Raw genomic sequence first — 14446 nt, 5'->3', positions numbered from 1 at the left:
CACCCCGAAGGGTCACCGATGCACCGTTTTCTCGCCGTAGCCGTCGCGGTTCTCCTCGCCGTGCCGCTCCCCGCCGCGATCTCGCCCGCCTCGGCCGCGCCGTCCGGCTCCGCCGCGCCGTCCGGCCCGGCGGCGCGGGCCGCCGCTCCGTTCGTCCATCCCGGGGTGCTGGTCAGCCGCGGCCAGCTCGACGTCATGCGCCAGCGCGCGCTGGCCGGGACGCAGCCGCAGAAGGCCGCCTACGACGCGATGCGCGCGAGCTCGTACGCGTCGCTCTCGTGGACGCCGAAGCCGCGGGCCGTCGTCGAGTGCGGCCCCTCGTCCAATCCCAACCTCGGCTGCACGGACGAGCGCGGGGACGCGATCGCCGCGTACACCCACGCGCTGACCTGGTACGTCACCCGCGACGAGCGGTACGCGAAGAAGGCCATTCAGATCATGGACGCCTGGTCGGCGGTGGTCACCGATCACACCGGGCACAACGCGCCGTTGCAGACGGGCTGGGCGGGCGCCCCGTTCTCCCGCGCGGGAGAGCTCATCAAGCACACCTACACCGGTAGCTGGGCGCAGGCGAGCCGCTTCGCCACCATGCTCCGCACCGTCTACCTGCCCGAGGTGGTCAACGGCCGCGGCTGCACGAACGGCAACTGGGAGCTCATCATGATGGACGCCGCGACCGGGATCGCGGTGTTCCTCGACGACCGGGCCTCGTTCGACAAGGCGGTCGGGATCTGGCGCGGCCGCGTCCCGGCGTACGTCTACCAGACCTCGGACGGCGCGATGCCGAAGGCGCCGCCGAACTGCGCGAAGTCCGGCTCCGCGCTCATCGACTACTGGCAGGGGCAGTCGACGTTCACCGACGGGCTCGCCCAGGAGACCTGCCGCGACTTCGGCCACACCGGCTGGGGACTCGAAGCCGCCGCGCACGTCGCCGAAACCGCCCACCACCAGGGCCTGAACCTCTACGGCGAGGTTCAGAAGCGCCTCACCGACGGCTTCTACTTCCACACGAGGCTGGAGACGGGCGCGTCCGTGCCGTCCTCCCTGTGCGGGGGCTCGGTCAAGCTCGGCCTCGGCCCGACCACCGAGGTCGTCTTCAACCACTACCGGAACCGGGCCGGGATCGAGATGCCGACCACCCAGCGCTACACCGAGAGCAAACGGCCTGCCGGGGCCAACTACTTCCTGGCCTGGGAGACCCTCACCCACGCGAACAACCCCTGAGCCTGGAGGAGGCCACCATGACGCTGTCGCGGCGCGGATTCTTCGGCCGCACGGCCGTCTCGGCCGGCGCGATGCTCGTCCCGGCCACCCCGATCGTCCCCGTCGCGCCCACCGACCTCGGCGCGGCGGGCGCGACGGGTGCAGCGGACGCGGCGGGCGTAGCGCCCGGCTCGGAGGTCACGGTCGTGCTCAAGGTGAACGGGAAGACCACCAGGCTGGCCGTCGACCCGCGCGTGACCCTGCTCGACCTGCTGCGCGAACGGCTCCGGCTCACCGGCATCAAGAAGGGCTGCGACCGAGGCCAGTGCGGCGCCTGCACGGTTCATGTGGACGGCCGCCGCGTCCTCGCCTGCCTCACCCTCGCCGCCGCCGTGCACGAACGAACGGTCACCACCATCGAGGGGATGTCCAAGGGCGATCGGCTGCATCCGCTCCAACGCGCGTTCATCGACTGCGACGGCCTCCAGTGCGGCTTCTGCACGCCCGGCCAGGTCATGTCGGCCGCCGCGCTCCTACGCGAGGGTCGTCCCCGCACCGACGAGGGCATCCGGGAGGCGATGTCGGGCAATATCTGCCGCTGCGGCGCCTACCCCAACATCGTGGACGCGATCAAGAAGGTGGCCCCCTGATGCACGCCTTCGACTTCGCCGCCCCCGCCCGCACCGACGAGGCGCTGCGGCTGGCGGCCGGTCCCGGATCGGCGTTCCTCGCGGGCGGCACCACGCTGGTCGACCTGCTGAAGCTGGACGTGCTGACGCCGCAGCACGTCATCGACATCAACGACCTCCCGCTGCGCGGTATCCGCGGCGGCCACGACGGGCTCCACATCGGCGCGCTGGAACGGATGGGCGACGTCGCCAGGCACCGTGCCGTACCGCCGGTCGTCTCGCGGGCGCTGCTGCAGAGCGCCTCGCCCCAGTTGCGCAACATGGCCACCATCGGCGGCAACCTCCTGCAACGCACCCGCTGCGGCTACTTCCGCGACGTGACCACGCCGTGCAACCGGCGCGAGCCTGGCAGCGGATGTCCCGCCCAGACCGGGCAGAACCGCGCACACGCGATCCTCGGCACCAGCTCCAACTGCGTCGCGACCCATCCCAGTGACCTCGCGGTGGCGCTGGTCGCCCTGGACGCGTCCGTCCGGTTGGTAAGTCGGGCCGGTGGGCGGCGTTCGGTGCGGCTCGCCGACTTCTACCGCATCCCCGGCGCCACGCCGCACGTCGAGAACGACCTGAGATCCGGCGAGCTCATCACCGAGGTCGTCGTTCCGCGCCTGGGCTGGGCCCGGCGCTCCACCTACGTCAAGGTCAGGGACCGGATGTCGTACGAGTTCGCGCTCGCCTCCGCCGCCGTCGCGCTCGACCTGCGGGGCGGACGGGTGCGGGACGCGCGGGTGGCCGTTGGCGGCGTGGCCACGGTGCCCTGGCGGCTGCCCGGCGTGGAGGCCGCGCTGCGCGGCGGCCCCGCGACCGAGCAGGCGTTCACCACCGCTACGGAGGCCGCTGCCGAGGGGGCGAGGCCGCTGGCGGACAACGCGTTCAAGGTGACGCTCGTGCGGCGCACGATCGCCCGCGCCCTGATGGAGGCGAGCGGATCATGAGAGTGGACGGGCGGCTCAAGGCGACCGGGGCCGCGGCGTACGCCGGCGACCACCATCTCGATCGCCTCGCCTACGGATACCTGGTCACGAGCACCATCGGGCGCGGCACGATCACCGCCATGGACACCGGCGCGGCCGAGCGCGCTCCCGGCGTCCTGGCCGTCTACACCCCGTTCAATCCGCTCAAGCTCTTCCGCTACGCCAAGGAGGAGAACGCGGAGCTCACCCCGCCGATCCAGGACACGAGCGTCCGCTACTACGGCCAGGCCATCGGCGTCGTGGTGGCCGAGACGTTCGAGCAGGCGCGGGACGCCGCCGCGCTGATCCAGACTCGGTACGCCGCCGAGCCGGTGCGGGCCTCGTTCAAGGACGGGATCCAGGACGCGACGCCGCCGCCCTCCGGTTCGCCGACCACCGACGTGCTCGCGCCGGGGGTCGGCTCCATCGACGAGGCCCTGGCCGCGAGCGAGGTGCGGATCACCGCGACCTACACCGCGCCGAGCAACAGCCATGCCGCGATGGAGCCCCACCCGACGACGGCGACCTGGAACGGCGACCACCTCACCATCTACACCGCCACCCAGGGGGCGATGCTCGCCGTCGCCAGGCTCTCCGAGACCCTCGGCATCGACGCCGCGAAGATCCACGTCATCAACCCGCACGTCGGCGGTGGCTTCGGTAACAAGTGGGGCATGTGGGCGCACACGCCGCTGACGGCGGCCGCCGCGCGCGCCCTCGGACGTCCGGTGAAGACGATCCTCACCCGCGAGCAGACGTTTACCGTGGTCGGGCACCGTCCCGCGTCCTCGCAGACCGTGTCGCTTGGGGCCACTCGCGCCGGGGTGCTTACGGCAGTGAAGAACGATGGCATCTCCAGCAAGTCCGCCTCGAACGGCTTCTTCGAGTCCGTGGCCAACCTGACGATGTCTCTCTACGGCTCGGCCAACCTCCACACCGGTCGCAAGGTCGTCACCCTCGACGTGCCGGTCACCACGATCATGCGCGCGCCGGGGGAGGCCAACGGCTCGTTCGCCCTGGAAAGCGCGCTCGACGAGCTGGCCGAGAAGCTCGGCATGGACCCGCTCGAACTCCGCCGCAAGAACGACTCGCCGGTCGTGCCAAGCAGTGGCCTGCCCTGGTCGAGCAAGCACCTGGACGAGTGTTACCGCGTCGGCGCCGAAGAGTTCGGCTGGTCGCGGCGGAACCCGCGTCCCGGAGCGGTCCTCGACGGGGATTGGCGGGTCGGCCTCGGCGTCGCGACGGCGACCTACGGCGCGTCCCGCGGCCAGGCGTCGATCAAGGTGCGGCTGGCGGCGGACGGCACCGCCACCGTCTCGGGGACGGGAGCCGACCTGGGCACCGGCCAGTCCACGGTGTGGGCGCGCCTCGCCGCCGCGAGCCTCGGGATCCCGGTGCGCCGCGTCCGGGCCGAGCTCGGCGACTCGGCGTCACCGGTCGCCGCCAACGCCGGCGGCTCAGGCTCCACGTCAGCCAACGGCCCCGCCGTCCAACTCGCCGCCGACGCCGCCATGACCGAGATGATCCGGGTGGCGGTGACGGACGAGCGGTCTCCGTTCCACGGGAAGGCGACGCGCTTCGAGGACGGGAGGCTCGTCGCCGACGGCCTCACCATGTCATTCGGGGATCTGCTCACCCGTCTCGACGTGCCCGGCGTGGAGGCCACCGCGACCTCGCCGCGCAACCAGGACCGCACGCGCGGCTTCCGGTCGTTCGGCGTGCACTTCTGCGAGGTGCGGGTCAACCGGTGGACCGGCGAACCCCGCGTCTCCCGCTGGCTGACCGTCGCCGACGCGGGACGGATCGTCAGTGCCGACACCGCTCGCAGCCAGATCATCGGCGGCGTCGTCATGGGCATCGGCCACGCCCTGCTGGAGGAGACCAAGATCGAGCCCACGACCGGACGGTTCGCGAACGCCAACCTCGCCGACTACCTCGTCCCGGTGAACGCCGACATTCCGGACATCGGCGTGCGGTTCCTCGATCACCCCGACACCGCGCTGAGCCCGCTCGGCGCCCGCGGCATCGGCGAGTTCGGCATCGTCGGGGCGGCGGGGGCGGTCGCGAACGCGGTCTTCAACGCCACCGGCAGGCGCGTCCGCGACCTTCCCATCACCCTCGACAAACTCCTCTAGATCGTCATCGCACGTAGTGGGTGCCGAGCCACAGCTCGTCGATGAGGAGCCGCTGGTAGTAGTTCGGCGCGTCGGGCTTGGCCCAGGTGTCGAGCACTTCCAGCTTCACGAAGCGGGCCCCGCGCAGGTCGAGGTCGACGAAACGAACGCCGCGGGCGCTTTCGAGTGTGCCCGTCTTGACCGGCTCGCCCCAGTTGACCCCGTCCTTGCTCGCATAGACCCGGTAATTCTTGATCCTTGCGGAGTCCTCGGGGCGGCCGAAGGAGTTGCGGTTGTACGTCGGAGACCATTCGCGCTGGTTGATCGCCAGATACTTGACGGGCAGCAGCGGCACCTTGAGCTTGAGCGTGATCGAGACCGGCAGCGTCCGCCCGTTGTCCCACCAGGTCAGGTAGTCGCCGTCCGTCAGGTTGGCCGCCGGGAAACCCTCGGCCGAGGCGGTCGCCGACGGGGCGACCCAGCCGTTCGGGTAACGGCCGTACCGTCCGAGCGTGTCGACGCGGAACGGGGTGTCGTAGGTGTCCCACTGGCTGATGCCCTTGATGGTGAACGAGCCGTCCGCCTGGCTGAACGGCATTCTCCGGCCGGTCCGGACGTCGGTGACCCGCAGCACCTTGTAGCCGTTGTCGCGGATGGTGACGTGATCAGTCGATGGCCGGGTCAGCACGTGGACGTAGTGCAGATCGCGGTTCCTCTTGCTGATCGTCGTGACGCCGTGCGCGCCGTCGTTCCAGAAGCCGGGCTGGAGGCCGCCGTACATGTAACCGCCGCCCTCGACGCCGCGGATCGTGTGCATCACCTTCGGCAGGTAACCGGCGACGAAGTCGTTGAACGCCTCCTGCTTGGGCGGGAACCGCCCGTTGACCATGGCGGTCTCGGCCATCAGCGACTTCACCGACGATCCCGCGTTGGTGAAGATCCGTCCCATCGTCACGGGGTAGTCCACGTCCGCGTCGGTGCCGTCGTACCACCAGGCGCCCTTGGTGGGCAGCTTCCACTCGCCCTCGGTGAGCCGCGGCATCGGGGTCAGCACCGCCTGCGGGTAGTCGTAGGGCGGGGTCATGCCGACCTTCTGCTCATGGCTGACCATGTCCATGATCGGCGTGTCCTCGTTGTTGTTGCTGAGCGTCCAGGACGGGCGTTCGGCGCGGATCCGCTCGTAGAGGCCGTTCTGCTCCCAGTACTCGTTGTCGTTGTCGATCCAGAAGCCCGCCAGGTCGGGGTGGGTGCGCATGACCTCGACGAAGTTGTCATAGCTGAACTCGCCGAACCCCGGCCGGGTGTGCAGGTCGACCGGCTTCCCCTTGTAGGCGGAGTAGGCCGCGGAGTCCATCCAGCTCTGCCCCTCGGGCAGCCCTTCCCAGTACCACTTGGGGTCGTCGGTCATGTAGAGGATGGTCTTCAGGCCCTTGGCCTTGGCAGCCTTGGTGAGCTCACCGAGGAAGTCGCGCTTGGTGCTGCACGTGCCGGGCACCTTGGACGGCCACGCACGCGCGTACCCGAGACGGCTGTGGAACGAGGCGAGCACCAGATACTGCACGTTGAGCTTGCGCGCCTCGTCCACCCAGTAGTCAGGGGTCCAGCCGCCGTCGGTGACGGCCTTCTCCCAGGCGGCGCAGTCGGTGTAGCCAGGGGCGGTGCGCATGCCCCAATGGAGGAAGAGCCCGCCAAGAGACGCGCGCAGCCATTGCTGGCGCGGATGGAAGAGCTCGGCGTGCGCGACCGGGACGAGTGCGGTCACGGCGAGGACGAGGGCGGAGACGAACGCGGCGAGCCTGCGGGATGGCATGGGGCTCTCACTCCCGACGCAAATACATCCTATGTATACATCCTTCGAGACGCTAAACGCGGACGGCAGGGCCGTCAATACACTGATTCATCCGACCACTGGCCGCGCCGAACGCCGGGCCACCGCGTCCGGCGGCGAACGGCGAGGCGTTCACCGATCGCGAGCCGGGACAGGCCGCGCGACCAGGCCTTCTGCCGGATTTGAGGCACAGTACAGGCCGATTTAAAGGATGAACCTTCGCGCCGGAGGGCTCCGTAGTACGGGCGAAGATCGCCCGTGGAAGGAGCGGATTTGTGCGAAGTACAAGGCTCATGGTCGGCCTGCTGGGAGTGCTGTGCCTGGCGGGAACGGCGGCCTGTGGCTCAGGAGAGCAGCGCGTCGCCGGAAGGGTCGCCGCTCAGTCGTCCGCTGCCTGCGCGCAGATCCAGCAGCAGATCTCGGCCGGACAGGCAGTGGACGTCGGTGCCGCCAAGCAGTGCGACCAGACGGAGTTCGCGGCGCTCGAACAGGAGCGGCAGGCGGCGAGGGCTCGTGGTGAGCAACCGGCTGTGCTCAATAGCAAGACGTGCGAGGCAGTGAACGCGCGGGCGGCCCAGGGCGATCCCGCGCTCAACTTCGACCTCGCTTTCACGTGCCGCCAGCGTGAACGGTTCGCCAACGCCAAGAACGCGCAGACCGGCGCGGGTCCGGCGAACAAGGTGACCTCGCTCTGCCTGGGCGCCCGGGCGAAGAAGGCGCGCGGCGAAACCGTCGACGCGTTCACCGAGACGTTCTGCGGCCCGGAGGAGGCCGCAGCGGCGGCACAGCAGTCCGGCTCGTCCACCGGCGGCGCCAACCCGGGCCCGGCCCAAGGCTCGACCAGCCCCGAGGCAAGCACGGCCCCTGCCGCGCCCGCCCCAGACCAAGGCGCGGTGGGCCAGGTCGTGTGCCCCGGCTCGACCGTCACGCTCTCCGGCGAGGCCGGCGCCCCCGCCGCGTCCAGCAACCAGCTCCCGGTCGGGACGCGGATCAAGGTGACCAACCTCGACAACAACAAGTCCACCACCGTGGAGGTCACGTCGGTCTCAGGGAGCTGCGCCCTGCTCAACAACGCCGCGTTCGAGCAGGTCCGCGAGCCGGGCAAGAACCTGATCCGCAGAGCCCGCATAGAACGCCTGGCCTAAAGAAGGCAACTGCAAGCACCTTGCTATTGCAAGTTATTTGCAGCAAGCTGGGCAGGCCTCATAACGCCTGCCCAGGAACGCCATGCCCCACCTGCTGCCGGACGCCGGACCACAACGCGTCATCGCCGCCTCCAACTTCGTCTACACCGTTGGTAGCGGCCTCTACCTGACCGCCGGGGTGTTGTACTTCACCCAGGCGGTTCACCTTCCGGCAAGCCAGGTGGGGCTGGGCCTAGGCATCGCAGGTTTCGTCGCGCTGGCGGTAGGAATCGCCGTCGGCCACCTGGCCGACACGTACGGAGCACGTGGCGTCTACACGACCACCCTCGTCATCCAGGCGCTCGCAACAGCAGCCTTCGTCCTCACAGAAACCTTCTGGCCGTTCGTTCTGGCGGTCTGCACAGCCACCGCAGCCCGCGCCGCCGGGCTGGCCGCCCGCAGCCCGCTCATCAGGCACTACGGAGGGGACCGGCCGCAGGAATTCCGCGCCTACCTCCGCGCCGTGACGAACGTAGGCGTCTCCCTGGGCGCCCTCATGGCAGGCTGGGCCGTCCAGGTAGACAACCTCACCGCGTACCAACTCCTAGTGGCCGGCAACGCGATCGCCTTCATGGCCGCCGCAGCAGTCCTGATCTTTCTCCCCCCGATCAGGCCCGAACCGCACACCGAAGGCCCTCGCTGGATCGCCCTCCGAGACAAGCCCTACCTCGTGCTCACCACCATCGACGGCATCATGGCCATCCAGTTCAAGGTGCTCACGGTGGCCATCCCGCTCTGGCTGATACAGACCACCGCACCCCGCTGGCTCGTCTCAGGCACCATGCTCGTCAACACCATCCTCGTCATAGCGCTCCAGGTAAGAGCCAGCCGCGGCATCAATTCCCCCACCGCCGGTGGAGGCGCCTACCGCCGCTCCGGCCTAGCGTTCTTCATCTCCTGCGCGCTGCTCTCCCTAGCCGCCGGAATACCAGCCTGGGCCGCCGTAACGCTAATCATGGCCGCAGTAGTAATCCACACGATCGGCGAGCTATGGCACTCCGCCGGAGGCTTCGAAGTCTCCTTCGCCCTAGCTCCAACTCACGCCACCGGCCAATACCTGGGCGTGTTCGGCCTGGGCGCAGGCCTGGCAGACGCCCTAGGCCCCGCCCTCCTGATCACACTCTGCATAACCTGGGGCCGCCCAGGCTGGTACGTAGTAGGAGCCCTCTTCCTACTGACAGGCCTCCTAGCCCCCCTAGCCATCCGCTGGGCCCAAAACCAGCCCGCAACAACCCCCCGAACACACCCCACCCCATCACCCGCCTGAACGCACCGACCCTCCGCGTTCATGTGTCCCGGACCTTCTGCAAAGTGCCGAAACACCTCAGGCTCAATCGTGAGCACCGGACCCATAGGCTCCCTCGACCTGCGGCATCTCGCCTCAAGTGGCGTGCTGGCATAGGTTGCGAGGTCTCGTTGTCGGATCCACATACTGGCGCCATTCCTCTACCGTCAGCTCTCGATTGGCCAGCGCGCACGCCTTGGCCACCCAGGACTGCTGATCAAGGTCGACCGTGGCGACCGTACGGACTTGATGGAATTCCTTGTCGAACTCGTCGGCCATGACCATGAGGACGGCACCGTCGGCGGCGAACCGGATGTCGCTGCTACTGCGGTCGGCCACCTGGAAGGAGCGGCCGAGTCGGCGTCCGCTCGGAACGGCCCAGAGGTCGTGGTCGATCGACGCGCTGGCCAGCATCCGGCCATCTGGGCTGAACGCCAGGCTGTAGATCCGGCCGTTGGCCGCCATCGAGGCCACGCGCCGACCCGTGGGCAGCGTCCACAAACTGATCTTCTGGTCCTGCCCGCCGGTCGCGAGCAGATCTTCGGTGGGGCTGAAGGCGAGGGCATTGACCCGGCCATGACCGAGGAGAGGATGACTGATCGCCGCATCACGGGTGCGCAGTACGCGGTCCACCTTCCAGAGCCGGACGGGGCCCTTGACATCGGCGACTACGAGGATGTCGTCTCCGGGGGAGAACAGGAGCGCGGGCCCATGAGGATCCCAGACCTCAAGCGAAGCCTGCAGGGCCAGCTCCTCCTTGATCGGCGCCTGGGGCGGAATATGCTCCAGGCGCGCACCTGTTCGGGCGTCGTGAACCAGGACGGCCCCGTTCTCACCGGCTACGGCGATCATGCTGCCGTCGTTGGAGAACGCCATGGAGGCCACTCCCTTCGGCCACGGGAACAGCGCACGCTTTCTGTCAAGATCGAATACCGTGGCCTGGGTGGTCAGCCGCCTTCCATCTGGGCTGAGCGCCGAGAACAAGCGCTTCTCCTCTGCTGGCAGCAGTGAATCGATCTTTTCCTTGAAGCAGTGGTCCCACTGCCATGCTGCTCCCGGGGAGGCATCAGCTGACGCGAGGATGTGCTGGTGGACAGAGATGGCCTTGCGCAACGCCCCGGTGCCGCACAACCGGCCGTGCCGCAGCACCAGCCGGGACTGGTCACCGGGCTGATGAAGGATCACCGCGCCCATGCCGGTGCCCACGACGAGCGCGCCGGTCCGTGCGATGGCGAGCTCCGGCCAGCCGCTCTCGCCACGGGTGATGTGCCTGGCCACCGTTCTGGGTCCGGCGGCCAGGTCCCGCATCCGCCAGGCCACGATGGCCGATGACATCGTGCCCCCCTTGAGCTCCTCCCCGTCCGGGGCGAACACGAGACTGGTGACCACGTCGTCGGAGACTCTCAGTCTCGCCCGGACGGCCCCCGTCTCGATCTCCCACACGGTCGCGACGCCATCGGCGATGTCGGTCGTGGCGACGAGATCGCCTCGCGGGTTGACGGCGATGGCGTCGGGCGGGTACGGGAGAAAGGTCTCGTCCATTGCCTTCCAAGAAGGCACGCTCCAGCCGATGAGCCGCGCTTCCCCTCCGCCTGAGTAGAGCTTCTTCCCGTCGGGAGCGAAGGTCAGGTTCGTCACCTCGCCCGTATGACCGAACAGGTCAACGGTCGACTTCCACGTTCGGGTGTCCACGATGGTGATGTAGCGCTTGATCCGCCCCGTCTCGCCGCCGGGATCGATTCGCCTTTTCGCTGATCCGCCCGCCGCAAGCCATCGCCCGTCCGGGCTGAAGGCCAGGCTTTGGACGGCCTCGTCACGATGGCGGAATTCGCGTAGCCGGGTCCCGGCGCGAGGGTTCCAGAGCCGGACGACGCCGTCGTTGCCGGCCGAAGCCACGCTCCGGCCGTCCGGGGTGAAGGCGACCGCCCAGGTCATGCCGTCGTGCGCGGTGATTCGGGGAACGGTCTGCCGACCGGAGTTCGTGAAGAAGCTGACGCCGCCGTCGCTGTCACCCGCGGCGACGAGGTCGCCCGTGGGACTGATGGCCACCGATTCGACACGCGGTCCCTCGCTCCGGAGGAAGCGCTGGACGGTCGGCGTGTGCTGGAGAACCGCGAGGAGGGCGCTCTTAGCCTCGTCCGTTCGCTCCAGCGAGAACGCCCGGACCGCGAGCAGGGCGGCGAGGTCCTGCCGGTCGTCGAGCACGGTGAGAGCTTCGGACGCGAGGAAGCGCGAGGTCGCCATACGTTGCCGCTCGACCGCCTGGTTGCGGGAGTTGTAGGCCAGGACGGCCAGGAGCGAGGCGACGACGAGAAGGGTGGTCAGTGCCGCGATGACCGTCCGGGTCAAACGTCGGGTCCGCCTCTGCTGGCGAACGTGCTCACCAACGAGGGCGTCTTTGTCCCTGCCGTGGATCGGGGCGGCGAACTCGGCGACCAGATCTCCTAATTGGGGTCGTTCATCGGCGGTGGCAGGACGAATATGGCGCAGGTCGATCCATAGGGGCTCATGCGGGAAGGCACCGGAGAGAGACCGTGACACCGCATCCGTGCGACTCCAGTCGAAGTCGCCGTTGTTCCACCGGATGTCGCCGTCGGTGAGGGCGATGAGAACGCGCTGGGTGGCACGGTGGGCCGCCCACCAATGGATCTCACGCTGTACCCACTTTGATTGCGCTGAGGCGGGCGAGGCCATGAGTACAAACCACTCGGACTTCTCCAGGGCCTGAACAATGGCGGGCCAGAGCTCCGGAGCCGCGGCGAGGTTGGTCTGGTCACGGAAAACGCGGAGCGCACGGGCCCTGTACCAAGGCCGGGCAAAACGCTGAAGCTCTGACCCGAGTGCTTCGGCGAGCGCCCCGTCACGCTGGTGACTGTATGAGATGAAGGCGTCGTACCCACTGGTCTGCCGGTGCATGGCGACCACATCCCCGTCCCGATGACGGCAAGGTATCCCGCTGGCAGGCACCTGGCCAGCGTTCGTGATGTCTCTCAGGGGGTGCGGGAGGGCCGCACAGACGATGAAACGCGAACGTCTGCCAGCGCATCCGAAGACTTCGCCGTCATCGTGCCGGAGCGAGCGTGACCGGCAACGGCCAAAGCGGTGGTCGGAGGGTGGCTGAGCGTGAGGATGTGTCCGTCGGGCCGTTCGAAGGGCCGAGGGGATGGCGTGCCGGTGAAACAGATCTCGGAGGGCATGTCTCGCAGGACCGTCCTGCGGTTGTGGTTCGGTATGGCCGCGTTGGCGGCATTGGTACTCGGGATCGTGGGTTTCACCGACTACCTTCCGCGGCGACCCGATCTCGGCCGGAGTTTCACCGACGTCCTCTACTACTCGCTGCAGCTCTATGTGCTGGATTCTGTCCCGCTGGACCACGGTGGTCCCTATCCGGCCGCCTTGGAAATCGCCAGGTTCGTCGCGCCGATCGTGGCCATATACGCCATCGCTGACGCGGTCTGGACGATCTGTGCGGAGCGGTGGCGGCGCTTCCGCCTGAGCAGGGCGCGCGGGCACTGCCTGGTTTGCGGGGACGGTCCGGCCTCGACCGTGCTAGCGGCGAAGTTGACGGCGGCGGGAGAGCACGTGGTCACCATTGGCCCGTACGGCGGCCGCGGGACGGCGCACCGCCATCGGCATCTCGATGGAGATCCTGCTGAGGGTGAGCTGCTCTTGGCGGCCGGTGTGCGCCATGCCAAAGCGTTGTACGCGTTCTCCGCGGAGAGCGCGGCGAACGCGCGGGTGGCGCTGACGGCCGGACGTATCGCGCGCGTCTCTGAACGTCCGCTCCAGGCTTTCATGTATGTGGACGACCCAGATCTATGCCAGGTGCTGAGGGCTCGCCGGCTCGGCTTGGGACGGGCTCGGGGCTTCCGGCTCGACTTCTTCAATCCGGCTCAGATAGCGGCACGGGTTCTGTTGGAACGGCACCCTCTGAACGAGGACGACTGGAGCTTCCTCATCGTCGGGCTGACCGCCTTCGGCCGGGAGGCGGTGGTGGAACTGGCACGCCAGCATCGGTTGTTGACGGCCCGCTCCGGTGAGAGGTACAGGAAGCGCCAGCCGACGCTGACGGTCGTGGACCGCGGTGCTGAGTGCGCGCTGGCCGATCTCGTTCAGCGCTATCCCTTCCTCCAGTCGTGGAACACCCGGGCGGTCGACAGCGCACCGGGAGCCTTCCGTCCGGAGGAGTTCGATGACTCGGCCCTGCCCGACCGCACGATCCTCTGTCACGACGACCCTGATAAGGCCATGCACATCGCTCTGACCGCCGTCCGGCTCTGGCACGGCTCGCCCGGCTCGCTCATCGTGGTGGTCGACCAGGACACCACCTACGGAGAGGCGTTCGCCGACCGCGGCGCCGAGACTCTGCTGGATGGATTGGCTGGACGGCTGGTCGTGCACGGCGTTCTGGACGCGGCGTGTGACCCGGCGCGCATCGGCGACGACTTGATCGAGCAGCTGGCCCGCGCCATCCACGACCACTATCAGCTCAATCAGGCCCGGCGTGGAAGGACCCATTGGGACACTCCGGCGCTCGTGCCTTGGGCGCACCTCTCTGAGTCCCTGCGAAACGCCAACCGTGATCAGGCGCTGGGAGTCGGGGACAAGCTCGCGGCCATCGGCGCGACCCTCGCTCCACACGTCGGCGAGAATCCGCCGTTCGTCTTCGGTGACGACGAGATCGAACGGCTGGCTCGTATGGAGCATGTGAGGTGGATCAGCGAGCGCGAACGATCCGGCTGGAGCTACGGCACCCACCGTGATGAAGGGCGCCGGCGTCACCCGCACATGGTGGACTGGGCGGCGCTGGATGAGGAGAGCCGAGACAAGGACAGGGACGCGGTCCGCGCCCTTCCCAAAGTACTCGCTGACGCCGGCTTCCAGATTGTCCGGCTGACCTCGGTATCCGCCGCACCGGAAACTCAAGACCGCTTCTGACCGCATAGAAGCCTGTGGAGACGCGTCGTCTCTCCGGAAACGACCTCTGACTGGCCGAAGTCGGACGCTTGTCCGGGGTACCTCCGTCATCGGGCCCCTCAGGCGTAGCGCCTTGGCGGCGCTGGTGAGCTATTGATGGAGCCGGTGGAAGACGGCGGAATGTGCCGTCCCTGGAGAACGAAAACGGGGTGCCTCACCATGAGGCGACGGGGGCTAGTTCCTCTTTTCCAGTACGCGCGTGCACTGAACGGTGAG

At 68.5% G+C, this 14446-nt stretch carries 9 protein-coding genes; 7 read left to right on the top strand and 2 right to left on the bottom strand.

The features are described 5' to 3' along the window. The first annotated feature begins 18 nt into the window (after window positions 1-18). The 4 genes from ACGFNU_RS28370 to ACGFNU_RS28355 are packed head-to-tail and all read left to right on the top strand — an operon-like array spanning window position 19 to window position 4977. Window positions 19-1224 carry an alginate lyase family protein gene (locus ACGFNU_RS28370; RefSeq protein ID WP_392598380.1) on the top strand — a complete coding sequence of 402 codons (1206 nt, stop codon included), beginning with the start codon at window positions 19-21 and terminating at the stop codon, window positions 1222-1224. Between the two features lie 17 nt (window positions 1225-1241). After that, window positions 1242-1853, top strand: coding sequence for a (2Fe-2S)-binding protein (locus ACGFNU_RS28365; protein WP_392598378.1), 612 nt, complete (start codon window positions 1242-1244; stop codon window positions 1851-1853). Next, entirely contained in the window at window positions 1853-2824 is a 972-nt protein-coding gene (locus ACGFNU_RS28360; RefSeq protein ID WP_392598376.1) for an FAD binding domain-containing protein, read from the top strand. Before ACGFNU_RS28365 ends, ACGFNU_RS28360 begins: the two co-directional genes overlap by 1 nt. Then, on the top strand, window positions 2821-4977 hold the full coding sequence (locus tag ACGFNU_RS28355; protein ID WP_392598374.1) for a xanthine dehydrogenase family protein molybdopterin-binding subunit: 2157 nt from the start codon (window positions 2821-2823) through the stop codon (window positions 4975-4977). The genes ACGFNU_RS28360 and ACGFNU_RS28355 overlap by 4 nt, the downstream gene beginning before the upstream one ends. Before the next feature lie 4 nt (window positions 4978-4981). Here the strand turns inward: ACGFNU_RS28355 and ACGFNU_RS28350 are convergent, their stop codons facing one another. Then, window positions 4982-6766: an alpha-L-fucosidase gene (locus tag ACGFNU_RS28350; protein ID WP_392598372.1), complete on the bottom strand. Its 1785-nt coding sequence runs from the start codon at window positions 6764-6766 to the stop codon at window positions 4982-4984. Window positions 6767-7059: 293 nt separating this feature from the next. Between ACGFNU_RS28350 and ACGFNU_RS28345 the strand changes: the two genes are divergently transcribed. Beyond that, a complete protein-coding gene (locus tag ACGFNU_RS28345) occupies window positions 7060-7929 on the top strand; it encodes a hypothetical protein (RefSeq protein ID WP_392598370.1) in 870 nt (289 codons plus the stop codon). 82 nt (window positions 7930-8011) lie between these two features. Then, the gene (locus ACGFNU_RS28340; RefSeq protein WP_392598368.1) at window positions 8012-9235 is read left to right on the top strand and encodes an MFS transporter; all 1224 of its coding nucleotides are present in this window, start codon (window positions 8012-8014) and stop codon (window positions 9233-9235) included. A gap of 114 nt (window positions 9236-9349) precedes the next feature. On the opposite strand, the gene ACGFNU_RS28335 is transcribed toward ACGFNU_RS28340, so the two are convergent. After that, window positions 9350-12169 carry a toll/interleukin-1 receptor domain-containing protein gene (locus ACGFNU_RS28335; RefSeq protein WP_392598366.1) on the bottom strand — a complete coding sequence of 940 codons (2820 nt, stop codon included), beginning with the start codon at window positions 12167-12169 and terminating at the stop codon, window positions 9350-9352. Between the two features lie 252 nt (window positions 12170-12421). On the opposite strand from ACGFNU_RS28335, the gene ACGFNU_RS28330 reads away from it, so the two are divergent. After that, window positions 12422-14191 carry a RyR domain-containing protein gene (locus tag ACGFNU_RS28330; protein WP_392598364.1) on the top strand — a complete coding sequence of 590 codons (1770 nt, stop codon included), beginning with the start codon at window positions 12422-12424 and terminating at the stop codon, window positions 14189-14191. Window positions 14192-14446 lie beyond the last annotated feature (255 nt).

Source organism: Spirillospora sp. NPDC048911, assembly GCF_043198015.1.
In the GTDB taxonomy this organism is placed as follows: domain Bacteria; phylum Actinomycetota; class Actinomycetes; order Streptosporangiales; family Streptosporangiaceae; genus Spirillospora.
This window is presented reverse-complemented; position numbering and strand designations above follow the sequence as displayed.

Coding starts and splice junctions, on each gene's coding strand:
- ACGFNU_RS28350 (WP_392598372.1), bottom strand. CDS start 6,766: ATGCCATCCCGCAGGCTCGCCGCGTTCGTCTCCGCCCTCGTCCTCGCC.
- ACGFNU_RS28360 (WP_392598376.1), top strand. CDS start 1,853: ATGCACGCCTTCGACTTCGCCGCCCCCGCCCGCACCGACGAGGCGCTG.
- ACGFNU_RS28355 (WP_392598374.1), top strand. CDS start 2,821: ATGAGAGTGGACGGGCGGCTCAAGGCGACCGGGGCCGCGGCGTACGCC.
- ACGFNU_RS28340 (WP_392598368.1), top strand. CDS start 8,012: ATGCCCCACCTGCTGCCGGACGCCGGACCACAACGCGTCATCGCCGCC.
- ACGFNU_RS28335 (WP_392598366.1), bottom strand. CDS start 12,169: ATGCACCGGCAGACCAGTGGGTACGACGCCTTCATCTCATACAGTCAC.
- ACGFNU_RS28365 (WP_392598378.1), top strand. CDS start 1,242: ATGACGCTGTCGCGGCGCGGATTCTTCGGCCGCACGGCCGTCTCGGCC.
- ACGFNU_RS28370 (WP_392598380.1), top strand. CDS start 19: ATGCACCGTTTTCTCGCCGTAGCCGTCGCGGTTCTCCTCGCCGTGCCG.